Genomic DNA, 25905 nt, shown 5'->3' with positions numbered 1-25905 from the left:
CCGGTGGCGCTGCGCACGGCGGAGTACGGCCGGTGAATACGGCCGGGGTGCCGCGAGGGCTCGCCTCTCGCGGCACCCCGGCCGTCCGCTTGTCATACGCGTCTCGCTGCCCCGGGCCGGCCCCGGTCAGCGTTCGAGGACCAGGGCGAGTCCCTGCCCCACCCCGATGCACAGCGCCGCGACGCCCGTGCCCGAGCCGGCCTCCGCGAGCTGGTGGGCCACCGCACCGGCCAGCCGCGCCCCGGACGCGCCGAGCGGATGGCCGATGGCGATGGCGCCACCGCGCGGGTTGACCACGGCCGGGTCCAGCTCCGGCCATTCGGCGAGACAGCCGAGCGCCTGGGCGGCGAAGGCCTCGTTGAGCTCGAAGGTCGTCAGGTCGCCGAACGACCGGTCCGCCTTGGCCAGCGCCCGCTGCACAGCCTCGACCGGCCCGAGTCCGAACAACTGCGGCTCGATGCCCGTCACCGCCGACGCGCGGATGCGGGCGAGCGGCTCCCGGCCGGTCGCCCGCAGGCCCTCGTCGTCGACGAGGAGCAGCGCGGCGGCGCCGTCGTTGAGCGGTGACGCGTTGCCCGCGGTCACCGTGCCGTCGGGGCGGAAGGAGGGCTTCAGCTTGGCGAGCGCCTCCATGGACGTGTTGTCGCGGATGCATTCGTCGCGCGACAGGTCCACGCCCTCGTACGCGACGACCTCGCCGTCGTAGCGCCCCTTCTCCCACGCCTCGGCCGCCTTGCGGTGGCTGGCCAGGGCGAACGCGTCCTGCTGCTCGCGGCCGATGCCGTGCTTGTCGGCGACGAGTTCCGCGCCCTCACCGAGCTGCACGGTCCACTCGGTGGGCATGCGCGGGTTGGTCATGCGCCAGCCCAGGGTGGTCGAGTGGAGCTGCTGGTGGCCGGCGAGGAAGGCGCGCTCCGGCTTCTGCAGCACCCAGGGGGCCCGGGACATGGATTCGACGCCTCCCGCGACCGCGATCGAGGCGTCGCCGAGGGCGATGGCCCGGGCGGCCTGGACGACGGCCTCGAGCCCGGAGCCGCAGAGGCGGTTGACGGTCACACCGGGCACGGAGACGGGCAGGCCCGCCAGCAGTACCGCCATCCGGGCGACATCACGGTTGTCCTCTCCAGCGCCGTTGGCGTCGCCGAAGACGACGTCGTCGATACGGGCCGGGTCGAGCTCGGGAGTACGGTCGACGAGCGCCCTGACGACATGCGCGGCGAGGTCGTCGGGCCGTACGGAGGAGAGGGCGCCCCCGAACTTTCCGATCGGCGTACGGACGGCGTCGACGATGTAGACGTCGCGGATGCTCATCGAATCTCTCCCGGGCCAGGACCGAGGTTCCCCTGATGAACCATGGTCCACAATCGAGTCGCCCGAGTCTGTGCCGGTCCCCTCCCCATGTCAACGGCAGCATGTCAACGGCAGCCTGCCGTGACCACGCCCCCGGCGGATGCCGCTGGGGGGCGCGGTCGCGAGGACACCGGTCCGTAGGGCTGTCCGGTGGTTCCGGGCCGGACAGGAGGCGGCGTCCGGTGCATGGGGTCTCCCCAGGCCCGCAGGGCGTAGGGGGAGGGTCTGGTGCGTGCGATCGCAAGGCGGAGGTGGGGGTACCTCCCACGCCGAAGGCGTAGGGGGAGGAGACAATGGCGGAGCCATGGCGACCGACGACAACGCGGCGTGGGGGCACCTCCCGTGCCCGAAGGGCTACGGGGGTGGGGGTACCTCCCGCGCCGGAGGCTGCGGGGGAGCGTGCCAGGGCCCGCGAGCCCGGCATGATCCAAACGAGAGGCCCTAGGTCTCCGTGGCGTCCCTGGCCTCCGTGGCGTCCACCACCCGTACCGTCAGCCCGTAGTCCAGCTCCGCCCCGTCGACGAGCAGCGCCTCCACCGCGCGGGTCTCCGGATCGATGTCCGCCTCGACCCCGTCCCCGACGTAGCGCGGATAGCCGGAGGCACCGAGCTCGCCCGTGGCGTCGACGACGGCCGAGCGGATCGCGCTGTCGGCCGCGGTGACCGGGTCGTCGCCCTCGACGTGCTCGGGCAGGATCAGGATCCCGAAGCGCTGCGGTTGAGTGCTCATGCAGGCGACGCTAGACATCCCCGGCCGTGCTCGCACGTTGTCGGCGCATGCGGCCGCGGCGCGGGCGGTGTCAGCTGGACTCGCGGTGCACCGGTCCGACCGCCATCAGCTCGTGCCGCTCGGGCCGCGTCCCCGGCTCGCGGACCACGCGGTCCACGAGCTCGGCGAGCCGGCGCCCGCTGACGAGATCGATGCTCACGGTGCTCAGCCGGGGCCGCAGCAGCCTGCCGAGCAGCAGGTCCCCGGCGCCGATCACGGCGGTCTCGTCGGGGATGTCGACGCCCTCGTCCTGAAGGGCCCGCATCAGCAGCATCGCGTACTCGTCGTCGTACGCGTAGACGCCGTCCAGGCCGAGTGTGCGCCAGCGGGCGGCGAGCGCCGCCGCCGACTCCTCCGCGTACGCCATGGCCAGCGGCACTATCCGCGTGCCCGTGCCGTCGGCGGCGGCGCGCGCCCCCTCCAGACGCGGCGCGGCGATCGGACGCAGTGCCGCCTCCTCGGGCACGACCACCCCCACGGTCCGCCGGCCCCGCCGGATCAGATGCCCGGCCGCGCAGCCGCCGACCGCGCGCTGGTCCATGACGAGCGCGTGCGCGCCCCGCACCGGGTGCGGCCCGAGGGTGACGACGGCCCGCGCACCGGACCGTTTGAGCACCTCCACGCCGTGCGCCGTGGGTTCGGCGTCGCCGAGACACACTACGGCGACCGGTCGCAACTCGGCCCAGGCGCGGGCGGCTTCGTCCCCTTCGAGGCCGAGGCTGCCGTACTGCACGACGGTGTAGTCGAGGCGGCGCAGGGCCCGCTGGAACTCGTCGGAGAAGGGACCGGGCAGCGGTCCGAGGGGCAGGTGGGCCGTGGGGAGCAGCACGGTGCGGGTGCGTCCGGCGCGCAGGCTGCGGGCCGCGGCGTGGGGCACATACCCCAGTTCCTCGGCGGCGGCGCGCACCCGGAGCCGGGTGGCTTCGCTGATGCGGACCCGCGCGGTGTTGTTGAGGACGTACGAGACGGTGGCCCGGGAGACTCCGGCCAGCCGGGCGACGTCGGCACTGGTCGGGACGGAGCGTTGCACGGGCAGTTCGGGTGTCTGGCTCATCGCCCGCGCCATCCTTCCAGACCGGCGCATCACCGGATCCGGAGGATGGCCGGAAACACTCCCGCACCGAACTCGCCTTCTGGGGGCGGCAGTTGCGCGGGCTATCCACTTCCGGGGGCGCCGCGGGCCTGCTCGCGGCCCGGTCGCGGCACCCGTCCCGGCATGGCCGCGGTCATCGCCCCGCGGCGCCCGATGGCCGGATCTCACGCCGGGGTGCCGGGGGCGGCGGCGCTATGCGGACGCGCCCGTGAAGACCCGGCGGAAGGCCCCCAGGGTCCTCTCCCCCGCAGTTCGGTCGAGGACGGCGAAGACGGCCTCGTCGAAGTGGCCCCCGAACCGGCCGCCCGGGCCCAGCAGTGTCCGGAAGGCGCCCGCGACCTCGGCGGGGTCGTTGCGGAAGACGCCGCAGCCCCAGGCGCCGAGCACGAGGCGCCGGTAGCCCCCCGCGGCGGCGACCTCCAGGACGCGTTCCGCGCGGGTGGCGAGTGCCGCGGGGATCCTGTGCGCCTCCTCCGGCGTACGGCGGGTGATCACTCCGGCGTTGGGGGCGGGAGAGGTGAGGAATCCGGCCTGGTACGGGATTTCGAGGAGCCGTCCCCGGTCGTCGCGGAAGACGGGCACGCCGGGCGAGATGATGACACGGTGGGAGTAGAACGGGCTGCGGTCCGCGCGGTGGTGCGCGTAGTACGCGGGCGCGCGCAGCAGCGTGGTGTACAGCGCGGAGGCGCGGCACAGGGCTTCCTCCTGCGCCTGGGCGCCGTTCACATAGCCGCCGCCGGGGTTGCGCGCGGAGGCGAAGTTGAGTACGGCGACAGCTCCGGGGGCGGCGGCGGTCAGCCTCCTGGCCGCCTGGGTGCTGCTCTCGCCGGTGACGTCGAGGACGGTCGGCCGGTCAGTGTCGGGCGTGACCGGGACGGGTTCGGGGCCGTACAGCCGCGTTCCGGCGACGGCGGCGGCGATGTCGTCCGCCAGCCGGATCTCACGGCCGTCCGGCAGCCGGTAGGCCCCCGCCGCGACGATCTCCTCGTTCTCTTTCGCGATCCCCCGCAGTCGTGCGCTCATGACGGCATGCTCCGTGACCGGCGAGGACACCGGCAACCGCATTTCCGCTCCTCAGGGGCACTCTTGTGCGAACCGGCGGCGGTGGCTTTAGGTTGACATCAGGCCCTGCCGAGGGCCCCCGACAGGAGGAGTGGATTCATGCATCCACCAGATACCGGCGACTTCGGGCACCCGATATCCGAGGACGAAGCCGAGGACCTGCTCCGATGTATCTGCTTCAAGACGGGCCCGCCCCGCAGGGTGGGCGTGGAGGTCGAGTGGCTGGTCCATGACCTCGACCGTCCCCGTGCACCGGTGCCGTCCGGACGCCTCGCGGCGGCGTTCGACGAGGTACGCACCCTGACGCTGGACTCGGCCCTGACCTTCGAGCCGGGCGGCCAGCTGGAGCTCAGCTCCCGTCCCGCCGCGACCCTGATGGAGTGCATCGACTCCACCGCCGCCGACCTGCGTGCCGTACGCGCCGTACTGCGCTCCGCGGGTCTGGCCACGAGCGGATTCGGTCTCGATCCCTGGCACCCGCCCCGCCGATTCCTGCACGATCCGCGCTACGACGCGATGGAACGGCATCTGGACCGTTCCGGTCCCGCCGGACGCACGATGATGTGCAGTTCGGCATCCGTCCAGGTCTGCCTGGACGCGGGCGAGGAGGAACCGGGACCCCTCGGACACGCCAGACGCTGGCTGCTCGCCCATCTGCTGGGCGCGGTCCTCCTGGCCGCCTTCGCCAACTCCCCCGTCCGCGCCGGGCACCGCACCGGCTGGCGCTCGACGAGGCAGGCCGTGTGGGAGGCCCTCGACCCGGTGCGGCCCCTCGCCCCGGACCTGTCGCGGGAGCCGCGCGCCGCATGGGCGGCGCACGCCCTGGACGCACCGGTGATGTGCCTGCGCCGGGCGGAGGGCGCCTGGGACTCCCCCGACGGGCTCACCTTCCGGCAGTGGCTGCGCTCGGGAAGTCCGCGACCGCCCACGAAGGAAGACCTCGACTACCACCTGACCACTCTCTTCCCGCCCGTCCGGCCGCGCGGCCACCTCGAATTGCGCATGATCGACGCCCAGCCGGGCGAGGACGGCTGGATGGTGCCGCTCGCCGTCGCCACCGCGCTGTTCGACGATCCCGAGGCGGCCGAGACGGTGTACCGGGCGGTCAAACCGCTCGCGGAGTACGCCGGTTCACTGCCGGCGCCGCGCAATCCCCTGTGGGTGGCCGCCGCCCGGCGCGGACTGGCCGACCCCGAACTGCATTCCGCGGCCGTCACCTGCTTCGCCGCCGCGCTGGGGGCCCTGGAGCGCATCGGCGCGTCCGAGGCCGTGCGCGCGAGCGTCGCCGCATTCAACGAGCGCCACGTCCTGCCGGGCCGCTGCCCCGCCGACGACCAGCGCGATCCCTCCGTGGCCTGGGAGCCTGTCACATGACCGACGAACTGCGGCGCGACGCACTCGACGCGCTGACCCGTGCCCGTGCCCGTACCGCCGTCCTCACGTCGTGCGTCGACGACGGCGAACTGACCGCGCAGCACTCGCCGTTGATGTCCCCCCTCGTGTGGGACCTGGCGCACATCGGCAATCAGGAGGAGCAGTGGCTGCTGCGCACGGTCGGCGGCCGTGAGGCCCTGCGGCCGGACATCGACTCCCTCTACGACGCCTTCGAGCATCCCCGGGCCTCCCGGCCGTCGCTGCCGCTGCTGGCTCCGGCCGAGGCCCGGGTGTACGCCGCCGACGTACGCGGCCGGGTGCTGGACATCCTGGAGCGCACGCCGCTGGAGGGCGGGCCGCTGATCGACGCCGCCTTCGCGTTCGGCATGATCGCCCAGCACGAGCAGCAGCACGACGAGACGATGCTGATCACCCATCAGCTGCGCAAGGGGCCCGCGGCGCTCACCGCGCCGGAGCCGCCCGCCCATCCCGTGGAGGCGCTGCCGGCCGAGGTCCTGGTGCCCGGCGGCCCGTTCACCATGGGCACCTCGACGGAGCCGTGGGCGCTGGACAACGAGCGGCCCGCGCACCGGCGAGACGTACCCGCCTTCTGGATCGACACGGTGCCGGTGACGTGCGGCGCCTATCAGGCGTTCATCGACGACGGCGGCTACACGGAGCGGCGCTGGTGGGCCGAGGAGGGCTGGGACCAGATCCGGGCGCACGGCATCGGCGCACCGCTCTTCTGGCGGCGCGAGGGCGGGGTGTGGCTGCGGCGCCGCTTCGGTGTCACCGAGGAGGTGCCGGCCGACGAGCCGGTGCTGCACGTGAGCTGGTACGAGGCCGACGCGTACGCCCGCTGGGCGGGCCGCCGGCTGCCGACCGAGGCCGAGTGGGAGAAGGCGGCCCGGCACGATCCCACGTCGGGACGCTCCCGGCGCTATCCATGGGGCGACGCCGATCCGGAGCCGGTGCACGCCAATCTGGGGCAGCGCCATCTGCGGCCCGCCCGGGCCGGCGGCTACCCGGAGGGCGCGTCGCCGCTCGGGGTGCGTCAGCTGATCGGTGACGTGTGGGAGTGGACGTCGAGCGACTTCCTGCCGTATCCCGGCTTCGCCGCCTTCCCGTACCGCGAGTACTCCGAGGTGTTCTTCGGCAGCGCGCACAAGGTGCTGCGGGGCGGCTCGTTCGCCGTGGACCCGGTGGCCTGCCGGGGCACCTTCCGCAACTGGGACCTGCCGGTGCGCCGGCAGATCTTCTCCGGTTTCCGCACCGCACGGGACGCCGAGGTGCGCACGGGAGGTGCCGCCTGATGTGCCGCCACCTCGCCTATCTCGGACCCCCGGAGCCGCTCGGCGCGCTGCTCACCGAGCCGGAGCACGCCCTGATGCGCCAGTCCTGGGCACCGCGCCGGCAGCGCTACGGCACGGTGAACGCGGACGGCTTCGGTGTCGGCTGGTACGCGGACGGCGATCCGCTGCCCGCCCGCTACCGCCGCGCCGGGCCGATCTGGGCGGACCTGTCCTTCACCGATCTGGCCCGGGTCGTGCGCAGTGAGGCGCTGCTCGCGGCCGTGCGCGATGCCACCGAGCCGGGGGCGGACAACGAGGCGGCGGCCGCACCGTTCGCCTCGGGACGCTGGCTGTTCAGCCACAACGGCGCGGTGCGGGGCTGGCCGGCTTCCCTGGCGGGCCTGGCCGCGTCGCTGCCGGCGACCGAGCTGCTGTCGCTGGAGGCACGCAACGACTCCGCACTGATCTGGGCCCTGGTGCTCCACCGCCTGCGTGCGGGCGACAACCTCGGTCAGGCCCTTGCCGACACCGTGCGCGACACGGCGGCGGCGGCCGGCGACTGCCGGCTGAACCTCCTCCTCACCGACGGCCACGCGATCGCGGCGACCGCGTGGGGCGACACCCTCTGGTACCTCGCCGGCTCCGGCGGCCGCCTGGTCGTGGCCTCGGAGCCGTACGACGACGATCCCCGCTGGCAGGAGGTGCCGGACCGGACCCTGCTGACCGCGACGCGCGCCGATCTCCTGCTGACCGAGCTCAAGGAGCCCACCCAGTGAGCCCGTTCCTGTTGACCCGCACCCTGCCCGAGGACGCGACGGAGGCCGATCTGCGTGCCGACGTCCTGCACGGCCTGTCCCGTACGCCGAAGGTGCTGCCGCCCAAGTGGTTCTACGATGCCCGCGGCAGCGAGCTGTTCGAGGAGATCACCCGGCTGCCGGAGTACTACCCCACCCGTGCCGAGCGGGAGATCCTGGCCGCGCGAGCCGGGGAGATCGCGGCCGCGACCGGGGCCCGCACTCTGGTGGAGCTGGGTTCCGGGTCGTCGGAGAAGACGCGTTTCCTGCTGGACGCGCTGACGGATCTGCACACGTACGTGCCCGTGGACGTGAGCGAGAGCGCGCTGACGGGAGCCGCGCAGGCGCTGCTCGCGGAGCGGCCGGAACTCTCCGTGCACGCGCTGATCGCCGACTTCACCCGGGGCCTGGCGCTGCCCGGCACGCCGGGGCCGAGGCTGGTCGCCTTCCTCGGCGGCACGATCGGCAATCTGCTGCCCGCCGAGCGCGCGGTGTTCCTGAAGTCGGTGCGTGCCCTGCTGTCGCCGGGCGACTCGCTGCTGCTGGGCACCGACCTGGTGAAGGACGAGGACGTGCTGGTGCGCGCGTACGACGACGCGGCCGGGGTGACGGCGCAGTTCAACAAGAACGTGCTCGCCGTCATCGCCCGGGAGCTGGGCGCGGACGTGGACCCGGCCGATTTCGACCACGTGGCGGTCTGGGACCGGGAGCAGGAGTGGATCGAGATGCGGCTGCGGGCACGTTCCGCGCTCAGCGTGAAGATCCGTGCGCTGGATCTGGTGGTGCCGTTCGAGGCCGGTGAGGAGCTGCGCACCGAGGTGTCGGCGAAGTTCCGTCAGGACGGTGTGCGCAGCGAACTGGCGGGTGCCGGTATGGAGTTGACGCACTGGTGGACCGACGGGGCGGGCCGGTTCGCGCTGAGTCTGGCGACCGTGGCCTGAGCCGCGAGGGCGAGTGAGCGGCGGTCGGTGCGGCTGCCGGGGAGTATCGGCGGAAGCAGCCGTATCTCCGCGGTGAGGGCACCGGCCGTCGCGACCCGCCACAGGGACGCGGGCAGCGGGTCGTCGCCCACGAACGCGGCCGCTCCGATGGGCCCGTAGCCGATGTGCACGGGCTGGACGGCGGCGCCCGCGTCCAGCGCGGCCTGGAACGCGGCGGGCCGGAACCTGCCCTGGCCCCGGCCGCACCAGGTGGAGCCCTCGGGGAAGACGATCACCCGGGCGCCGCCGCGGAGGGCGTCCGCCATCGCGGCGACGGTGGCGGGCAGGGCGCGCAGCCGGTCGCGTTCCAGGAACAGCGTGCCGCCGCGGGCCGCCAGCGGGCCGAGGACCGGCCACCGGCGCACCTCGCTCTTGGCGAGCATCCGGCCCGGCATCACGGCGGCGAGCAGCGGGATGTCCAGCCAGGAGATGTGGTTGGCGACGACGAGCGAGGCACGTTCGCCGTGCGGGACGCCGGTGACGCGCATGCGTACGCCGAAGGCCCACAGGACCGCGCGCGCCCAGTACCGGGTCAGGGCGTGGCGTACCCGCGCACCGCACAGCAGGCCGAGCAGCGCCGCGAGCGGGGACAGCAGCACCCCGGCGAGGACGACCGACACGCCGGCGAGCAGGCGGAGCACGGCGAGCGGTGCGGCGACCGTGCGTCCCGTGTGGGTGGCGCACGTCCGGGGCGTGCACGGCGCGGTGGGCAGCCAGACGCTCATCGCACCGGGGCGAGCGAGAGGAAGTGGCGCAGGTAGCGGGGGTTGGTGCGGCGCAGCGACAGCAGGACGTACAGGTCGGCGACGTTGAAGTCGGGGTCGTGGGCGGGCGCGCCGCACACCCAGGCGCCGAGGCGCAGGTAGCCGCGCAGCAGGGGCGGGAGCTCAACGCGGCTTGCGGGGCGGGCGACGGCGTCCGCGTTCCAGAGCTTGTGCGGGGTGACCCAGTACTCCTCGGGGGCGAGGTTCTTGGCGCGCACGGTGTCCCAGGTCGCGGCGGCGAGCGTGCCCCCGTCGGCGAGCGGGAGGGAGCAGCAGCCGGCCAGCCAGTTGTGCCCGGTGCGGGTCATGTAGCGGGCGAGGCCGGCCCAGATCAGCGCGATGACGGCGCCGTTGCGGTGCAGGGGGTGGACGCAGGAGCGGCCGACCTCGACGAGGTCGTCCCGGATGGGCGCGAGGCGGGCGAGGTCGAACTCGCCCTCGGAGTAGAGGCGGCCGGCGATGCGGGCGCGCTCGGGGGGCAGCAGCCGGTAGGTGCCGACGACGTCGCCGGTCACCGCCTCACGGACGAGGAGGTGGTCGCAGTACGCGTCGAAGGCGTCGGTGTCGAGCCCCGGCTCAGGGCCGTCGAGACGGGCGCCCATCTCTCCGGCGAACACCTGGTGCCGCAGTCGCTGGGCGGCGCGCACGTCCTCCTGGTCCCGGGCGAGAGAGACGATGTAGCGCGGCTCGTCGGCCTCGGGGGTCTGGTCCGGCACCGGGGCGGGGGCCGGGATCAGTGCGGGCGCCGGGGCGGCGACGACGGGCGATGCTGGCATGGCGGTCTCCTGTGCCGGACGAAGGGGGCGGACCGCGGGTGCGGCGGCCCGGCTCCTTACTTCTTCCGTGGCCGGCTGGATTCGACATGACAGCCCGGCGGAGAGTGGATGTGCGGACGCTGAATGCCGGGCATTCGGCGTACGGATCCGTTCACCGTCCGTGTGTCGGGGGTCAGGGAAGCAGGGCGGCGGTGATCCGGTCGGAGGCGGTCCGAGCGGCGCGCCGCGGGTCCTGGCCCGTCAGGACGGCCGTCATGTACGGCTTGATCGGGTTGTCCGCCTCGACGTTCGCCCACTGCGGGGAGTTCGGGGTGGCTCGGCCCTGTGCGGCGCCGGCCGCCATGGCGGCGGTGCTCTCCTCGCCCTCCAGCTCGGCGGCGAGCGTGGTCTTGTTCGGCACGTAGTTCATCGTCCGGGCGAGGTCGAGCTGCCATGTGTCGCTCGCCAGCGCGGAGACCACCTCGACGGCCGCGGCCCGCTCGGCGGAGTTCTCGGGCACGATGAGGTCGGAGCCGCCGATGAAGACGGCGCCCGGCTCGGCGGCGGTCCTGCCGGGGACCGGGAAGAAGCCGAGCTTGCCCTTGAGCGCGGGATTGGCCTGTTCGATGACGGTGGCCGCGCTGGGGACCGCGATCATCTGGGCGACCCTGCCCCGGGCGAAGACCTGGGCCTGCGGCGGGGTCTCCTCGTCGCCGTCCTTGGGGCCGGAGCCGTACGACTGGAGCCGCTCGTAGAAGTCCATGCCGCGCAGTGCGGCGGGGGTGTGCAGGGCACCCTCCCATTCGCCGGCTCTCTCCACGGCGAGTTCGCCGCCCTCGTCCCAGATGAAGCCGGCGAGCGTGTACCAGTCCTGGCCGGAGAGGTAGATGCCGTCGGTGCCCGCGGTGTTGAGCCGCTCGGAGATCTCCAGCCACTCGGCGCGGGTCTTCGGGGGCGCCTTGATGCCGGCCTGCGCGAAGAGGTCCTTGTGGTAGATGACGACGCGATTGGCCGCGTACCAGGGGATGCCGTACTGGGAGCCGTTGATGCTGCCCGGTTCGGCGAGGCCGGGCAGCCAGTCCTCGTTGCCGAGGTCGCGGACGGACTCGAGGGTGAGGTCGCGCAGTGCGCCGCTCTCGGCGTACTGGGCGACCTGGGTGTTGCCGACCTCGATGATCTCGGGGGCGTCGTCGCTCGCCAGGGCCTCGGTGACCTTCTTCCCGATGCCGGTCCACTCCTGGAAGGCGACGTCGAGCTCGATGCCGGGGTGCTCGTTCTCGAAGGCTTCCGTGAAGCGGTCCAGGAAGTCCTGGGAGACGCTGTTCTTCATCAGCCAGATGTGCACGGTCCGGGTGCCGGAGCTGCCCGGTACGAGCCCGCAGCCGCCGAGCGTGACGGCGCACACGAGGACGGTGGACAGGGTGAGCGGGCGGTTCTTCACGGGGGTCACCTTCAGCGTGAGGGCATGGAGGACGGACCCGACATGGGGGGAAGCGCGCGCGCTCGCACGGGTGTGGCTGGATTTTGGTATGGACCAAAGGGTCGGTCAAGCCCTGTCGGCTCCCCGTCCGGGCGCGCATCGACGGTTTGCCGGTCCGTCGTGATGATGACGCGGCGACGTCGGGTAGCACTCGCGGCCGACCCCGCGAACACATAGGCAGGCTGATCCGGGCTACGGACCGCCGCTCATAGCTTCGTGAGCGAACCCCCCACGGTCAGGAGGCCCCTTCGACATGTACGGCAAGGCATTCGCACCGGAGTACCAGGGCGATCTGGGCTCGGCGCTCAGTGTGAACTCCTCGTACGACGAGGTCCTCGCCACCGCGCGGCGTGCCCGGCGCGAGGCGGGATCGGCTCTCGACCGGGCCAGGGCCGCGCTGGCGGTCGCGGAGGCCAACCGGCGGCTCGGGCGCTCTGCCGACGCCCGGGCGGCCTGGCACGACAGCTACCGCTGCGCCCGCGAGGCCGGTGACCCGGCGGGGATGGCGTGGGCGCTGTGGAGCGGCGGGACGCTCGCGCGCCAGTGCGGCGCACTGCGGCTCGCGCGCCGGCTGCTGTCCGCCGCCGTCGCGTGCGCGGAGGCGGCGGACGACCGTCTCGCCCACGGCTACGCCCTCGCCGGTCTCGCAGAGACGGGCCGGATACAGGGCGACTACGCGGCCGTGGCCGAGCTGCACGAGCAACTGCTGCGGCAGGCACGGGCGCACGGCGAGTCCCGGCATATGGTGTGGGCGATGTCCGGCATCGCCCAGATGCACCGGAACACCGGCGACCACGCCACGGCGCTGGAGCTGTTCACGGAGTGCGTACGGATCGCGACCGAGGCCGACGACGCCCGCGGGCGCGCGTGGTCGCTGCGCGGCATGGCCGATGTGCTGTCGCTGCGGGGCGCGACGGACCGTGCCCTCGCGCTGCTGACGCGGGCCGAGGCCGTCTGCCGCGAGATGGAGCTGGCGGGAGCGCTCGCGTACAACCACAAGATGCGCGGCAACGTCCTGTTCCGGGCCGGGCGTTACGAGGAGGCGCGCGCGGTCTACGCGGTGGCGCTCCGCGAGTTCCGGGACATGGACGAGGCACGGGGCGCGGCGCTGGCCCGGCTCGGCCTCGCCCGGTCCCGGTTCCGCTGCGGCCGCCCACGGGACGAGGTGTTGTCCGAACTCTCGGACCTGGAGGGCGAATTCGGGCGCATCGGCCTGCGTGAGGCCCGCCGGACCGCCGCCGCGTTCCGGGCCGAGCTGATGGCGGCGTGACGACCGGCGCGCCGGTGTGCCGGCGCGGCCCTGCCACCGACCGCCCCCTGAGACTCCACCGGACCGGAGTCCGGCGCCGCAGGGGGTGGCGGGCCTTGACGTGTGCCAGGGTGGGGAGATGGATCCGGTGATGGCGCAGGGACAGGTCCTGGCGCTCCTCGACGCCACGGGAACGTTCTTCAAGCCCGCCGCGCTCGCCTTTCCGGGCGCGGACGCCGGCGCCTGGGCGAAGGCCGCGGCCGTCGACCCCGGCGCGGCGGGGCCGCACGGCGCCTGGCTGCTGGACTTCCGCTGCTTCGCGGTCCCGCGCCCGGGCGGGCGGTGGCTGCTGGTGGACGCGGGAGTGGGCCCGGCGGAGGGACCGGGTGCCGAGTGGTGCCCGGTGCCGGGGCGGCTGCCCTGGGTGCTCGCCGACGCCGGAATCGATCCGGCGGACGTCGAGACGGTGGTCCTGACACATCTTCATGAGGACCATGTGGGCTGGTCGATGGCGGCGAAGGGCGAGCCGATGTTCCCCGGTGCCCGATATGTCGTGCAGCGCGCCGAGACCGAGGCGCTGGACCGGCAGGACCCGGTGTGGGACTGGGTGGTGCAACCGCTGTGCGATGCAGGACAGTTGCAGGCGGCGGACGGGGCGCTGCGGCTCGGTGGCGGTGTGGAGCTGCTGCCCACCCCGGGGCACACTCCCGGGCACCAGTCGGTGCTGGTGACCGGGCAGCGGCCGGGCGACCGGGACGTGATGATCACCGGTGACGCGCTGGTGCACGCCGTGCAGTTGGCCGATCCGGCCGTGGCGTACGCCCACGAGCGGGACCCGGCCGCGGCCCGCGTCTCGCGTGAGGCACTGCTGGCGCTGGCGGTGGAACGCCGGGCCCTGCTGGGCACGGCGCACCTGACCCGCTCGTTCGTGGAACCGTCCGCGGAGCACCACCCGCACGAGGAGCCGCACCGCCATCCCGGAGCCCCGTTCCAGCGGCGGTGAGTCCGCGTCAGCCGGCCGATGTGACCATGACGGCCGCCCTTGACGCGTACACCGGCCGCGCCGGCGTCCGGTGCGGAACCGGCGGCCCGGGAGAGCCCGGCGTCGGTCCTCGCGGGCCGGGCCTGCCGCCGGGGCCGGCCCGGCCGGGTGCGACGCCTCGCGGGACCGGTCCGCGTGGGGCACCGTGGAGGGAACGCATCGAGAGGAGTGCGACGCACATGTCGAACCACACCTACCGTGTCACCGAGATCGTGGGCACCTCCCCGGACGGCGTCGACCAGGCCATCCGCAACGGCATCACGCGCGCGAACCAGACGCTGCGCGGCCTCGACTGGTTCGAGGTGACGCAGGTCAGGGGCCATATCGTCGAGGGGCAGATCGAGCACTACCAGGTCGGTCTGAAGGTCGGCTTCCGCCTGGAGGACGGTGCCTGAGGCGCCGGCGGGGCCGGAGCGGCAGGCGTCAGGTACGTCCCTCGCGCTCCTGCGCGTCCTTCATGGCCTCACTCGTGCTCCGCTCGCCCCACCGCGCCCGTACGACCCGGAAACCGGCGCGCTCGGCGTCCTCGCACACCAGCTCGTCGTCGTCGACGAACATCCGGACCTCCCGATCGCGGCCGAGTCGCCGCAGGATCTCCAGCTTGGTCCTGCGCGCGGGCCGGCGGTCGTCGTTGCGCCGCATGAAGACACGCCCCTCGGGCAGTCCCTGGGCGGCGATCCAGTCCACGGTGTCCGCACGGCACCGCTCGGGCCGGCCCGTGAGGTACAGGACCTCGCACTCCTCTGCCGCCTCCAGGCACAGCCGGACCCCCTCGGGCAGCGGTGGGTCCTGCGGGGCCGCGGCGAAGAACGCGTCCCACGCGCGGGGCGTGCGCTGTAGCAGGTACTGGCGGTGCCCGGCGTCCGAGAGCGTCCCGTCGAGGTCGAAGACGGCCAGCGGCCTGGTGTTTCGCGTCACGGCAGAAGAGTAGGGGCTGTCCGGGCGCGGAGGTGCGGCCGGTGCGGGAATCTGCACGGCGCACGGGCGTTGAACAGGAGGTGAGCTCAGTGATCGCTTCCACCCGCCTGTCCGTTCTGGACCGTTCCCGCACCCGTGAGGGGCAGGACGGGCCGGCCGCGCTGCGTGACACCGTGCGCCTCGCCCAGGAGCTGGAGGCGCTGGGCTACCACCGGTTCTGGGTGTCCGAGCACCACAGCGTGCCGGGTGTCGCCGGTTCGGCGCCCACCGTGCTCGCGGCGGCCGTCGCGGCGGCCACGTCGACCATCCGGGTGGGCACGGGCGGCGTGATGCTGCCCAACCACCAACCGCTTGTGGTGGCCGAGCAGTTCGGGGTGCTGGAGTCGCTGTTCCCGGGCCGGATCGACATGGGTCTCGGACGTTCCGTCGGCTTCACGGACGGTATCCGCAGGGCGCTCGGCCGGGACAAGAAGGACGCGGACGACTTCGCGGCGCAGCTGGACGAGCTGCTGGGCTGGTTCACGGGCGGGCAGCGGGCGCATCCGCAGGTCCATGCCCGCCCTGCCGAGGGCCTGCGGGTCCCGCCGTACGTCCTCGCCACGGGCGAGGGGGCGGGGATCGCCGCTCGGGCCGGGCTTCCGCTGGTCATCGGTGATCTGCGCGGCCGGGACAAGATGCTGGCCGCGATCGAGGACTACCGCCGGGGCTTCGAGGCGTCCGCATGGTCCGAGCGGCCGTACGTGATCGTCGCCGGGACGGTCGCGGTCGCCGGGACCGAGGAGGAGGCCCGCAGGCTGCTCGTGCCCGAGGCGTGGTCGCTGGCGTACTCGCGGACGCACGGCGTCTTCCCGCCGCTGCTGCCGCCGGAGCGGATCGAGGCGCTGGCGATGACCGACAAGGAGCGCGGCTTCCACCGGGCGGGCGTAGAGGGCCATGTCGCCGGCACGGAGGAGCAGGTCGCGGACGCCCTGGAGGCGGTGATCAAGGACAGCGGCGCGGACGAGGTGCTGGTGACCACGAGCACGTACGACCGCGACGCGCTGCTCGGCTCCTTCCGGCGCCTGGCGCGCGTCGCGGAGCTGCCCGGGGCCGTGGCCGGGCCTGCCGCCGGTGGCCTGACCAGCGCGGACGCCTAGAATCGTCCCTCATGCACAGCAGCCCGCACGATCCGTTCGTACGTGTCCGCGGCGCGCGGGAGCACAATCTGCGCGGTGTCGACGTCGACATCCCGCGTGACGCGCTCGTCGTCTTCACCGGTGTCTCCGGATCCGGCAAGTCCTCGCTGGCGTTCGGCACGATCTACGCCGAGGCGCAGCGGCGCTACTTCGAGTCCGTCGCGCCCTACGCCCGCCGGCTGATCCACCAGGTAGGAGCCCCGAAGGTCGGCGAGATCACCGGGCTGCCGCCCGCCGTCTCGCTGGAGCAGCGCCGCTCGGCCCCCACCTCGCGCTCCTCCGTGGGCACCGTCACCACCCTGTCCAACTCGCTGCGGATGCTCTTCTCCCGGGCGGGCGACTATCCGCCGGGGGCCGCGCGGCTCGATTCGGACGCCTTCTCTCCGAACACGGCCGCCGGCGCCTGCCCCGAGTGCCACGGCCTCGGCCGGGTCCACGGCACGACGGAGGAGCTGCTGGTCCCCGATCCCTCGCTGTCGATCCGCGAGGGCGCGATCGCGGCCTGGCCGGGCGCCTGGCAGGGCAAGAACCTGCGCGACGTGCTGGACACGCTCGGCTACGACGTGGACCGGCCGTGGCGCGAGCTCGCGCCCGAGGAGCGGCAGTGGATCCTGTTCACCGACGAGCAGCCGGTCGTCACGGTGCATCCGGTACGGGAGGCGGGGCGCATCCAACGCCCTTACCAGGGCACGTACATGAGCGCCCGGCGCTATGTGATGCACACCTTCTCCGACTCCAGGAGCCAGACGCTGCGCGCCAGGGCCGAACGGTTCCTCACCAGTGAGCCCTGCCCGGTGTGCCGGGGCAGCCGGCTGCGCCCGGAGGCGCTGGCCGTGACCTTCGCGGGGCGCACGATCGCCGAGCTGGCGGCGCTGCCGCTGACCGAGCTGGCAGCCGTCCTGCGGGACGGGGAAGGCGGCGAGACGGCCCGCGTGCTCACCGCGGATCTGCTGGCCAGGGTCGGCACGGTGACCGAGCTGGGCCTCGGCTACCTGAGCCTGGACCGGGCGACGCCGACGCTGTCCAGCGGGGAGCTGCAGCGGCTGCGGCTGGCGACACAGCTGCGGTCCGGGCTGTTCGGCGTCGTCTACGTACTGGACGAGCCGTCGGCCGGACTGCATCCTGCCGACACGGAGGCCCTGCTGGTGGTCCTGGACCGGTTGAAGGCGAGCGGCAACACGGTCTTCGTCGTGGAACACCATCTGGACGTGGTGCGCCGCGCCGACTGGCTGGTGGACGTCGGGCCGCGCGCGGGTGAGCACGGCGGGCGGGTGCTGCACAGCGGTCCGCCGCACGAGCTCGCCAAGGTGGCCGGGTCCGCCACCCGCCGTTTCCTCTTCGACACCGGCCCGGCGCCCGCGCGGACGCCGAGGGAGCCGTCGGGGCACCTGACGCTCGGCCCGCTGACCCGCCACAACCTGCGCGGGCTGACGACGCGCATCCCGCTCGGCGTCCTGACAGTGGTCACGGGCGTGTCGGGCTCGGGGAAGTCGACCCTCGTCGGTTCGATCACCGAGGAACTGCCGGGTGCCGGGCGTGTGGTGACGGTGGACCAGAAGCCGATCGGCCGCACTCCGCGGTCCAACCTGGCCACGTACACGGGTCTCTTCGACGTGGTGCGCAAGCTGTTCGCCGCCACCGATGTGGCGCGTGCGCGCGGGTACCGGGCCGGCCGGTTCTCGTTCAACGTCGCGGGCGGGCGGTGCGAGACCTGCCAGGGCGAGGGGTTCGTCTCCGTCGAGCTGCTGTTCCTGCCCAGTACGTACGCCCCGTGCCCGGACTGCGGCGGCGCGCGCTACAACCCGCAGACGCTGGAGCCGGCCTATCGGGGCCGGAACATCGCCGAGGTGCTGGACCTCACGGTGGAGTCGGCGTCCGACTTCTTCGCGGAGGTGCCGGCCGCGGCCCGCAGCCTGCGCGCGCTCACGGACGTGGGACTCGGCTATCTGCGGCTCGGCCAGCCGGCGACGGAGCTGTCGGGCGGCGAGGCGCAGCGCATCAAGCTGGCGAGCGAGCTGCAGCGGATGCGCCGCGGGCACACACTGTACGTCCTCGACGAACCGACGACCGGTCTGCATCCGGCCGATGTGGAGGTGCTGATGCGCCAGTTGAACGGGCTCGTGGACGCGGGCCACACGGTGGTGGTGGTCGAGCACGACATGGATGTGGTCGCCGCCGCGGACTGGGTGGTGGACCTGGGCCCGGGCGGCGGCGACGAGGGCGGGCGGATCGTCGCGTCCGGCCCGCCGGCACAGGTGGCGGCCGCGCCGTCCAGTCGTACGGCGCCGTATCTGGCGAAGGCCCTCGGCTGAGGGTACGGCGGGCCCGTGGTCAGCCGAACACCACGGACCACGGGCGCGGTGTCTCCCCCTCATCGGACCGCGGCGCCGCCGTCGTGCGGTCGCGTGCAAGGACGTCCGCCGCGACCGCGGCGAACTCCCGCGCCCCCGGGTGCGGCGACTGGCGCGGCCACGCGGCGCGGATCCGCTGGGTCAGTGGCCGCCCGGCCAGGGGCCGCCACGCCACCCTGGGCTCCTTGCGGGCCACCGGCCCCTGGTCGAAGGCGACTCCGCGGCCCGCGGTCACGAGCCCGATGAGGAATTCGGGGTTGCGGGCGTGGCGTACGCGGCCGGGCACGAAGCCCTCCGTCCGGCAGATGTCGAGCGTCCGGTCGTACCAGCCGGGTGCGGCGGAGCGCGGGAAGAGCACCAGGTCATGGCCGGCGAGGTCGGCGAGCGCGACCTCGGGCAGCCGGGCGAGGGGCGAGGTCCGGGGCAGGACGACCCCGAGGTCGATGCCGACCTCGGGTCCGAGCGCGACGTCTGTGGCGTCGACGGGGGCGTGCACCAGGCCGACGTCCAGCCCGCCGGACGCGAGCAGCCGCAGCTGTTCGTCCGTCGTCACCTCCTGGAGGTCGATCCGCAGCGCGGGCGCCCGGTCCGCGCACTCGGCGAGCAGGGCGCCGAGGACCGCGGCCGAGGTGTCCGGCGGCACTCCGGCCCGCAGGGTGCCGAGGTCGCCGTCGCGGGCGCGCCGTACGAGGACCCGGGTGCGTTCCTCTCGCGCCAGCAGGTCCCGCGCCTCGTCGAGGAGGACCGTGCCGGCCGGCGTGAGCCGGATCTGGCGCCGTGAGCGGTCGAAGAGTTCGGCGCCGAGGTCGTCCTCCAGTCTGCGGACGGCGCGGCTGAGCGGGGGCTGGGCCATGCCGAGCCGTTCGGCTGCCCGCCCGAAGTTCATCTCGTCGGCGACGGCGACGAAGATACGCAGGTGGCGCAAGAGATCCACGGAACGACAGTAGGCGATGGGCAGGGGTTCTCGGGATGACGGGCGAGGAGAGGCTGCGCACGGTGTTCGCGGCGGCGGGAGCCGAGGGCCGTCTGCACGCGGTGGACATCGACTCCGGGCGGGACCTGGGGTACGGGGCCGACGAACCGGTCGTCCTCGCCTCGGTGTTCAAGGTGCTGCTGGTGCTGGAGTTCGCCCGGCAGACGGCGGCCGGTCAGCTCGATCCGCGGGAGCGGGTGCTGGTCACGGCCGGGCACCGGCTCGGGGGCTGGGGCACGGGCGGGTGCCTGGACGACGTGGAGCTGTCCCTGCGGGACCTCGCGCACTTCGCGATGTCCGTCAGCGACAACACGGCCGCGGATCTGCTGCTGGAGCGGGTGGGCGTGGACACCGTGAACCTGCTGGCCGGGGAGCTGGGGCTGGTGAACACCCGGATCGTGGGCGGTCCCCGGCAGCTGCTGGAGTCGATGCTCGCGGAGGTGGGGGCGCGTGACGAGCAGGAGTTCGCCGCCCTGTTCCCGGCGCTGTCCCCGGCCGAGATCGGCGCGCTCGGCGTCTTCGACCCGGCGCGTACGAACGCGAGCACACCGCGGGAGACGACGCGGCTGCTGCGGATGATCTGGCGCGACGAGGCCGGTCCGGCACAGGCATGCGCCGAGGTACGGACTCTGATGGCACGTCAGGTGTTCCGGCACCGTCTCGCGGCGGGGTTCGGTGACGGCGTGCGGATCGCGGCGAAGACCGGCACCCTGCCGGGGCTGCACAACGAGGCCGGTGTGGCCGAGTACCCCGACGGCGGCCGGTACGCGGTCGCGGTCTTCGCCCGCACACCGGAACCGGTGGCGAACCGGACGCGGACGGACGTGGCCATCGGCACGGCGGCCCGCACTGCGGTGGATCTTCTGCGCGGGACAGCCCGCGTCCCGAGCCTGTGACCAGGTCGCATGCACCCGGCGGTATGGGTCGTGGGCGACGGCGGTCTTGGACGCGGAGGGCCGGGGGCTGATCTCCTGCCGTCCATGAGCGAACACACGAACCGCACGGAAGAAGGCGGCCGGCGGTCGCTGGTCCGCAGGACGCTGCTGCGCGGCGCCGCGCTGGGAGCCGCGGTGCCCCTGCTGCCCGCGGCGACGGGGGCGGCGGGGGCGGCAGCGGCGGAACGGAGCGGCGCCGCTGCCACGGGTGTACGGGCGGACAGCGCGACGCTGCGGTGGCTCGGCACCTCGGGCTGGCGCATCGACGTCGGCGGTCGCGGGATCCTCTTCGACCCGTACATCACCCGTTTCGAGACGGGCCTGTTCGGCCCGAAGGGCAGCTTCGATCCGGCGACCGAGCTGACGTGCGACGAGGAGACGGTCGCCCGGCACGCGGGCAGGCCGGAGACCGTCCTGGTCAGCCACACCCACTGGGACCACATCAGCGACGTCCCGTACATCGCGAAGTCCACGGGCGCACGCGTCTTCGGCACCGAGACGACGTACCACGTGCTGCGGTCCCTCGGGGTCGACGCCGCCCAGATCAGTGTGGTCAAGGGCGGCGAGGTGCTGGACTTCGACGGCTACACGGTCGAGGTCGTCTCCAGCCGGCACAGCCGCAACGCGAAGTGGTCGTACTTCGCCCCGGGCACCCTCAACGCGCCGCCGCCGCGCGCCCCGCGCACCATCTCGGACCTGCCGGAGGGCGACACGCTCGCGTTCCAGCTGTCGGTGGCGGGCGGTCCCTCGATGTTCCTCATGGGGGCGAGCGACGTGGACGAGCGCGCGGTGGCCGGGCTGCGGCCGGACGTCCTGATGGCGGCGGTGCCCTCCAGCCGGGCGACGCACCGCTATGTGCCGCGGCTGCTGGGTGCGCTCGGCGCACCGGCGACCGTCGTCCCGGTGCACTGGGACCACTTCGAGAGGCCGCTGAGCGGGCCGCCGCTGCGTGATCCGGTGATGGACCTCGACGGTTTCGTCGCCGAGGTCCACAGGTGCAGCCCCGCCTCGCGTGTGGTCGTCCCCGACTACACGACGGTCTTCGGGGCGGACCTGCGGCCTACCGCTTGACCTTGCGGGTCGCCCGCAGCCACTCCTTGTTCATTGCCGCGATGGAGGGCAGCGGGATGCCCTTGGGGCAGGCGGTCGCGCACTCGCCGGTCAGGGTGCAGCCGCCGAAGCCCTCGTCGTCCATGGCCGCGACCATGTCGAGCACGCGGGTCTCGCGCTCGGGCGCGCCCTGCGGCAGCACATTGAGGTGATTGACCTTCGCCGACGTGAAGAGCATCGCCGAGCCGTTGGGACAGGCCGCCACGCAGGCACCGCAGCCGATGCACTCGGCGTGCTCGAACGCGGCGTCGGCGTCCGGCTTGGGCACCGGCGTCGCGTGGGCCTCGGGCGCGGACCCGGTGGGTGCGCTGATGTAGCCGCCGGCCTGGATGATCCGGTCGAAGGCGGTGCGGTCGACGACCAGGTCCCTGACGACCGGGAAGGCGGCCGCCCGCCACGGCTCGACGTCGACGGTGTCGCCGTCCCGGAAGGAGCGCATGTGGAGCTGGCAGGTGGTGGTGCGCTCGGGGCCGTGGGCGTCGCCGTTGATGACGAGCGAGCAGGCGCCGCAGATGCCCTCGCGGCAGTCGTGGTCGAAGGCGACCGGGTCCTCGCCGCGCACGATGAGGTCCTCGTTCAGGGTGTCGAGCATCTCCAGGAATGACATGTCCGGGGAGATGCCGTCCACCTCGTAGGTGGCCATGGCGCCTTCGGCGTCGGCGTTCTTCTGGCGCCAGACGCGCAGGGTGAGCTTCATGCGTAGCTCCGCTGGGTGGGGTGGACGTACTCGAAGACGAGGTCTTCCTTGTGCAGGACCGGTGCGGCGCCCGTGAACTCCCAGGCGGCGGCGTACGAGAACTCCTCGTCCTTGCGGGCGGCCTCGCCGTCCGGGGTCTGGGACTCCTCGCGGAAGTGACCGCCGCAGGACTCGGAGCGGTGAAGGGCGTCGAGGCACATCAGCTCGGCGAGCTCCAGGTAGTCGACGACCCGGTTGGCCTTCTCCAGCGACTGGTTGAACTCCGCTCCGGTGCCCGGTACCTTGATCCGCCGCCAGAACTCCTCCCTGATCTGCGGGATCCGGTCGAGTGCCTTGCGCAGTCCGTCCGCGGTACGGGCCATGCCGCAGAACTCCCACATCAGCTCGCCCACTTCGCGGTGGAAGGAATCGGGGGTGCGGTCGCCGTCGACAGCGAGGAGCAGGTTCAGGCGGTCCTCGGTCTCGGCCACCACCTCGCGGACGACGGGGTGGTCCGCGGTGACCTCGTCCTCCTGCGGATGGCGGGCGAGGTAGTCGTTGACGGTGGACGGGAGCACGAAGTAGCCGTCGGCGAGGCCCTGCATCAGGGCGGAGGCGCCGAGCCGGTTGGCTCCGTGGTCGGAGAAGTTCGCCTCGCCGATGGCGAACAGGCCGGGGACAGTGGTCTGGAGGTCGTAGTCGACCCACAGGCCGCCCATCGTGTAGTGCACGGCGGGGTAGATCCGCATCGGGACCTCGTAGGGGTTCTCCGCGGTGATCCGCTCGTACATGTCGAAGAGGTTGCCGTACTTCTCCTCCACCTTCGCCCGGCCCATGCGCCGGATGGCGTCGGCGAAGTCCAAGTACACCCCCTGGCCGCCGGGGCCGACGCCGCGGCCCTCGTCGCAGACGTTCTTGGCGGCCCGGGAGGCGATGTCGCGGGGCACCAGGTTGCCGAAGGAGGGGTAGATCCGCTCCAGGTAGTAGTCGCGCTCGATCTCGGGGATCTCGTGGGGCGGCCGCTGGTCGCCGCGCGCCTTGGGCACCCAGATGCGTCCGTCGTTGCGCAGCGACTCGCTCATCAGGGTCAGCTTGGACTGATGGTCGCCGGTGCGCGGGATGCAGGTGGGGTGGATCTGGGTGAAGCAGGGGTTGGCGAAGTACGCGCCGCGCCGGTGGGCGCGCCAGACGGCGGTGGCGTTGGAGTTCATGGCGTTCGTCGACAGGTAGAAGACGTTGCCGTAGCCGCCGGTGGCCAGGACGACCGCGTCCGCGAAGTGGGTGGTGATCTCGCCGGTGACGAGGTTGCGGGCGACGATGCCGCGCGCCCGCCCGCCGACCACGATCAGGTCGAGCATCTCGGTGCGGGCATGCATCTCGACGTTGCCCGCCGCGATCTGCCGGGACAGCGCCTGGTAGGCGCCGAGGAGGAGCTGCTGGCCCGTCTGGCCGCGGGCGTAGAAGGTCCTCGACACCTGGACGCCGCCGAAGGAACGGGTGTCGAGCAGGCCGCCGTACTCGCGGGCGAAGGGCACGCCCTGGGCGACGCACTGGTCGATGATCTCCACCGAGATCTGCGCGAGGCGGTGGACGTTGGACTCGCGGGCCCGGAAGTCGCCGCCCTTGACGGTGTCGTAGAAGAGGCGGTGGACGGAGTCGCCGTCGTTGCGGTAGTTCTTGGCCGCGTTGATGCCGCCCTGGGCGGCTATGGAATGGGCCCGGCGCGGCGAGTCCTGGTAGCAGAACTGGACGACGTGGTAGCCCTGCTCGGCCAGCGTCGCGCCGGCGGAGCCGCCGGCGAGACCGGTGCCGACGACGATGATCGTGTGCTTGCGGCGGTTGGCCGGGTTGACCAGCTTCGCCTCGAAGCGGCGCGTGTCCCAGCGCCCGGCGATGGGGCCCGTGGGCGCCTTGGTGTCGGCGAGCGGCGCGCCGGTCTCGTAGTCCAGGTAACTCATGTCAGCTCACCACTCCGGTCATGACGGCGACGGGTACGGAGACGAAGCCCGCGGTCAGCACGAGCGCGAGGACGTCGCCGACGGCCTTGAGCGCGCGGTCGCGCCTCGCGTTGCCCACGCCGAGGGTCTGCGCGGCGGACCAGAAGCCGTGCCGGATGTGCAGGCCGACGGCGAGCATCGCGACGATGTAGATGGCGTTGCCGTACCAGGTGGAGAAGGTCGCGACGACGTTCTCGTACGGATGGCCCGGCTGGGCGTTCGGGTTCACGGTCAGCGTCGTCAGGTCGAGGATGTGCCAGACGATGAACAGCGCCACGATCACGCCGCCCCAGCGCATGGTGCGGGTCGCGTAGCTCGAGCGGCGCCGCTTGTGCACATATGCGGTGGGGCGGGCCTTGATGTCGCGCCTGCTGAGCTGGTACGCGGAGACGCCGTGGGCGATCACGGCGGTGAGCAGCACCACGCGGGCGATCCACAGGCCCCACTCGTAGTGCAGGACGGGCTCCCCCATGGTGCGCAGCCAGTGCCCGTACGCGTTGAACTCACCGGGGCCGAAGAAGACCTTCAGGTTGCCCATCACATGCGCGACCAGATAGCCGAGCATGATCAGGCCGCTGACGGCCATGACCGTCTTCTTGCCGATGGTCGATGCCCAGAAGGTGCGCGTCCTGGACGGTTGTCGTTCCGTCCGCGTTGCCAGAGCCATGGCACCGACGCTAGGGCCGGACCCCACAAGAGGTCCAAGACATGATGCTGCTGGGGACCATAGGCATGGCCTATGGAGCCCTTAGAGTGGTGCCATGCAGCTCCAGCAGCTCCGCTACTTCGTCGCCGTCGCGGAAACCCGTCACTTCACACGCGCCGCCGAGCGCGTCCATGTCTCCCAGCCGTCCCTCTCCCAGCAGATCCGGGCCCTGGAGCAGGAGCTCGGTGCCGACCTGTTCGGCCGGGCCCGGGGCAACATCGCCCTCACCGACGCCGGTGAGGCGCTGCTGCCGCTGGCGCGCCGCATCCTCGCCGACACCGAGACGGCCCGCCGCGAGGTGCAGGAACTGGCGCAGCTGCGCCGGGGCCGGGTGCGCCTCGGCGCCACCCCGAGCCTGTGCACCGGTCTGCTGCCGCAGGTGCTGCGGACCTTCCACGATCTCCATCCGGGCATCGAGATCCTGATCGAGGAGTCCGGGTCGCACGATCTCGTACGGGAGCTGGCACGCGGTGCGCTCGATCTGGCGCTCGTGGTGCTGCCCCTGCCGTCGCCGTCGCCGGCGCTCAGCACGGTCGAACTGCTGCGGGAGGATCTGGTGGTGATCTCCCCGCCGGCGGCCGCGGCGCCGCCCGCGCCGGTACGGATCGCGGACCTCGCGGGCGAGCCGCTGGTGATGTTCCGGCACGGGTACGACCTGCGGGAGCTGACCGTGGCCGCGTGCCGCGCCGAGGGCTTCGAGCCGTCGTTCACGGTGGAGGGCGGCGAGATGGACGCCGTGCTGGGGTTCGTCCGGGCGGGACTGGGCGTCGCCGTCGTGCCCAGCATGGTCGCCGAGGGCGCCGGAGGGGACCTGCGGGTCACCCCGCTCGCCCACCCCGGCCTGCGCCGCACGATCGCGCTCGCCCACCGCAGCGACGTGGCGCCGCCACGGGCGGCGCGTGAGCTCCAGCGAGTCCTGCTGAACTCCCGGGCCCCCACCGACGGACCGCTGGGCCCCGGTCGATCCTGAGCGTCCCCGGCTGGGCCGGCAGGCGGCCTGGGCCGCCTGGTGCGACCCTCCGGGCCGCGGCCTGGGGCCGGAGTTCGGCGGGTCCTGGCCC

24 protein-coding genes are annotated in these 25905 nt (G+C 73.1%); 12 read left to right on the top strand and 12 right to left on the bottom strand.

All coding sequences use genetic code 11. The features are described 5' to 3' along the window. Positions 1 to 126: 126 nt before the first annotated feature. From ACF08N_RS03765 to ACF08N_RS03750, 4 genes are all read right to left on the bottom strand, one after another. Entirely contained in the window at positions 127 to 1311 is a 1185-nt protein-coding gene (locus ACF08N_RS03765; protein WP_392322952.1) for a thiolase family protein, read from the bottom strand. A 480-nt stretch (positions 1312 to 1791) separates the two neighbouring features. Then, on the bottom strand, positions 1792 to 2079 hold the full coding sequence (locus ACF08N_RS03760; protein WP_392322951.1) for a hypothetical protein: 288 nt from the start codon (positions 2077 to 2079) through the stop codon (positions 1792 to 1794). A gap of 70 nt (positions 2080 to 2149) precedes the next feature. After that, on the bottom strand, positions 2150 to 3172 hold the full coding sequence (locus tag ACF08N_RS03755) for a LacI family DNA-binding transcriptional regulator (RefSeq protein ID WP_392322950.1): 1023 nt from the start codon (positions 3170 to 3172) through the stop codon (positions 2150 to 2152). Between the two features lie 231 nt (positions 3173 to 3403). Next, a complete protein-coding gene (locus ACF08N_RS03750) occupies positions 3404 to 4234 on the bottom strand; it encodes a TIGR02452 family protein (protein WP_392322949.1) in 831 nt (276 codons plus the stop codon). A 138-nt stretch (positions 4235 to 4372) separates the two neighbouring features. Between ACF08N_RS03750 and egtA the strand changes: the two genes are divergently transcribed. The 4 genes from egtA to egtD are packed head-to-tail and all read left to right on the top strand — an operon-like array spanning position 4373 to position 8674. Next, positions 4373 to 5647 carry an ergothioneine biosynthesis glutamate--cysteine ligase EgtA gene (gene egtA, locus ACF08N_RS03745; protein ID WP_392322948.1) on the top strand — a complete coding sequence of 425 codons (1275 nt, stop codon included), beginning with the start codon at positions 4373 to 4375 and terminating at the stop codon, positions 5645 to 5647. Further along, positions 5644 to 6960, top strand: coding sequence for an ergothioneine biosynthesis protein EgtB (egtB, locus tag ACF08N_RS03740; RefSeq protein WP_392322947.1), 1317 nt, complete (start codon positions 5644 to 5646; stop codon positions 6958 to 6960). Before egtA ends, egtB begins: the two co-directional genes overlap by 4 nt. Further along, positions 6960 to 7715, top strand: a complete 756-nt coding sequence (egtC, locus tag ACF08N_RS03735) for an ergothioneine biosynthesis protein EgtC (RefSeq protein ID WP_392322946.1) — start codon at positions 6960 to 6962, stop codon at positions 7713 to 7715. Before egtB ends, egtC begins: the two co-directional genes overlap by 1 nt. Further along, positions 7712 to 8674, top strand: coding sequence for an L-histidine N(alpha)-methyltransferase (gene egtD, locus ACF08N_RS03730; protein ID WP_392322945.1), 963 nt, complete (start codon positions 7712 to 7714; stop codon positions 8672 to 8674). The genes egtC and egtD overlap by 4 nt, the downstream gene beginning before the upstream one ends. Here egtD and ACF08N_RS03725 read toward each other — a convergent pair. The 3 genes from ACF08N_RS03725 to ACF08N_RS03715 form a co-directional block, all read right to left on the bottom strand. Beyond that, complete coding sequence (locus ACF08N_RS03725) at positions 8569 to 9438, bottom strand: lysophospholipid acyltransferase family protein (protein ID WP_392322944.1); 870 nt, start codon at positions 9436 to 9438, stop codon at positions 8569 to 8571. The two genes, egtD and ACF08N_RS03725, sit on opposite strands and share 106 nt — an antisense overlap. Beyond that, positions 9435 to 10253: a GNAT family N-acetyltransferase gene (locus tag ACF08N_RS03720; RefSeq protein ID WP_392322943.1), complete on the bottom strand. Its 819-nt coding sequence runs from the start codon at positions 10251 to 10253 to the stop codon at positions 9435 to 9437. Before ACF08N_RS03720 ends, ACF08N_RS03725 begins: the two co-directional genes overlap by 4 nt. A gap of 172 nt (positions 10254 to 10425) precedes the next feature. Continuing rightward, complete coding sequence (locus ACF08N_RS03715) at positions 10426 to 11673, bottom strand: extracellular solute-binding protein (RefSeq protein WP_392322942.1); 1248 nt, start codon at positions 11671 to 11673, stop codon at positions 10426 to 10428. Positions 11674 to 11965: 292 nt separating this feature from the next. On the opposite strand from ACF08N_RS03715, the gene ACF08N_RS03710 reads away from it, so the two are divergent. The 3 genes from ACF08N_RS03710 to ACF08N_RS03700 all read left to right on the top strand — a co-directional run bounded on the left by ACF08N_RS03710 (position 11966) and on the right by ACF08N_RS03700 (position 14398). Beyond that, positions 11966 to 12982: a tetratricopeptide repeat protein gene (locus ACF08N_RS03710; RefSeq protein ID WP_392322941.1), complete on the top strand. Its 1017-nt coding sequence runs from the start codon at positions 11966 to 11968 to the stop codon at positions 12980 to 12982. 130 nt (positions 12983 to 13112) lie between these two features. Beyond that, on the top strand, positions 13113 to 13964 hold the full coding sequence (locus ACF08N_RS03705; protein ID WP_392322940.1) for an MBL fold metallo-hydrolase: 852 nt from the start codon (positions 13113 to 13115) through the stop codon (positions 13962 to 13964). A 218-nt stretch (positions 13965 to 14182) separates the two neighbouring features. After that, positions 14183 to 14398, top strand: coding sequence for a dodecin (locus tag ACF08N_RS03700; RefSeq protein ID WP_392322939.1), 216 nt, complete (start codon positions 14183 to 14185; stop codon positions 14396 to 14398). Between the two features lie 28 nt (positions 14399 to 14426). Here the strand turns inward: ACF08N_RS03700 and ACF08N_RS03695 are convergent, their stop codons facing one another. Continuing rightward, positions 14427 to 14921, bottom strand: coding sequence for a hypothetical protein (locus ACF08N_RS03695; protein ID WP_392322938.1), 495 nt, complete (start codon positions 14919 to 14921; stop codon positions 14427 to 14429). A gap of 80 nt (positions 14922 to 15001) precedes the next feature. On the opposite strand from ACF08N_RS03695, the gene ACF08N_RS03690 reads away from it, so the two are divergent. Beyond that, complete coding sequence (locus ACF08N_RS03690) at positions 15002 to 16057, top strand: LLM class flavin-dependent oxidoreductase (RefSeq protein WP_392322937.1); 1056 nt, start codon at positions 15002 to 15004, stop codon at positions 16055 to 16057. An 11-nt stretch (positions 16058 to 16068) separates the two neighbouring features. Next, entirely contained in the window at positions 16069 to 18408 is a 2340-nt protein-coding gene (locus tag ACF08N_RS03685; RefSeq protein WP_392322936.1) for an ATP-binding cassette domain-containing protein, read from the top strand. 19 nt (positions 18409 to 18427) lie between these two features. On the opposite strand, the gene ACF08N_RS03680 is transcribed toward ACF08N_RS03685, so the two are convergent. After that, on the bottom strand, positions 18428 to 19372 hold the full coding sequence (locus tag ACF08N_RS03680; protein WP_392323417.1) for a LysR family transcriptional regulator: 945 nt from the start codon (positions 19370 to 19372) through the stop codon (positions 18428 to 18430). Positions 19373 to 19416: 44 nt separating this feature from the next. Here ACF08N_RS03680 and ACF08N_RS03675 point away from each other — a divergent pair, with 44 nt between their 5' ends. Both ACF08N_RS03675 and ACF08N_RS03670 read left to right on the top strand, forming a co-directional pair. Continuing rightward, complete coding sequence (locus ACF08N_RS03675; protein ID WP_392322935.1) at positions 19417 to 20316, top strand: serine hydrolase; 900 nt, start codon at positions 19417 to 19419, stop codon at positions 20314 to 20316. A gap of 84 nt (positions 20317 to 20400) precedes the next feature. Then, a complete protein-coding gene (locus ACF08N_RS03670) occupies positions 20401 to 21426 on the top strand; it encodes an MBL fold metallo-hydrolase (RefSeq protein WP_392322934.1) in 1026 nt (341 codons plus the stop codon). Here the strand turns inward: ACF08N_RS03670 and ACF08N_RS03665 are convergent. The 3 genes from ACF08N_RS03665 to ACF08N_RS03655 are packed head-to-tail and all read right to left on the bottom strand — an operon-like array spanning position 21416 to position 24805. Beyond that, entirely contained in the window at positions 21416 to 22162 is a 747-nt protein-coding gene (locus ACF08N_RS03665; protein ID WP_392322933.1) for a succinate dehydrogenase/fumarate reductase iron-sulfur subunit, read from the bottom strand. The two genes, ACF08N_RS03670 and ACF08N_RS03665, sit on opposite strands and share 11 nt — an antisense overlap. Continuing rightward, positions 22159 to 24099, bottom strand: a complete 1941-nt coding sequence (locus ACF08N_RS03660; RefSeq protein WP_392322932.1) for a fumarate reductase/succinate dehydrogenase flavoprotein subunit — start codon at positions 24097 to 24099, stop codon at positions 22159 to 22161. Before ACF08N_RS03660 ends, ACF08N_RS03665 begins: the two co-directional genes overlap by 4 nt. A gap of 1 nt (position 24100) precedes the next feature. Then, positions 24101 to 24805, bottom strand: coding sequence for a succinate dehydrogenase cytochrome b subunit (locus ACF08N_RS03655; protein ID WP_392322931.1), 705 nt, complete (start codon positions 24803 to 24805; stop codon positions 24101 to 24103). Between the two features lie 94 nt (positions 24806 to 24899). On the opposite strand from ACF08N_RS03655, the gene ACF08N_RS03650 reads away from it, so the two are divergent. Beyond that, a complete protein-coding gene (locus ACF08N_RS03650; protein ID WP_392322930.1) occupies positions 24900 to 25814 on the top strand; it encodes a LysR family transcriptional regulator in 915 nt (304 codons plus the stop codon). Positions 25815 to 25905 lie beyond the last annotated feature (91 nt).

Origin of the sequence: Streptomyces sp. NPDC015127, assembly GCF_043080095.1 — a bacterium.
Lineage (GTDB): Bacteria > Actinomycetota > Actinomycetes > Streptomycetales > Streptomycetaceae > Streptomyces.
The sequence above is the reverse complement of the archived record's forward strand: the minus strand, read 5'-3'. Positions and strand labels throughout refer to the sequence as shown.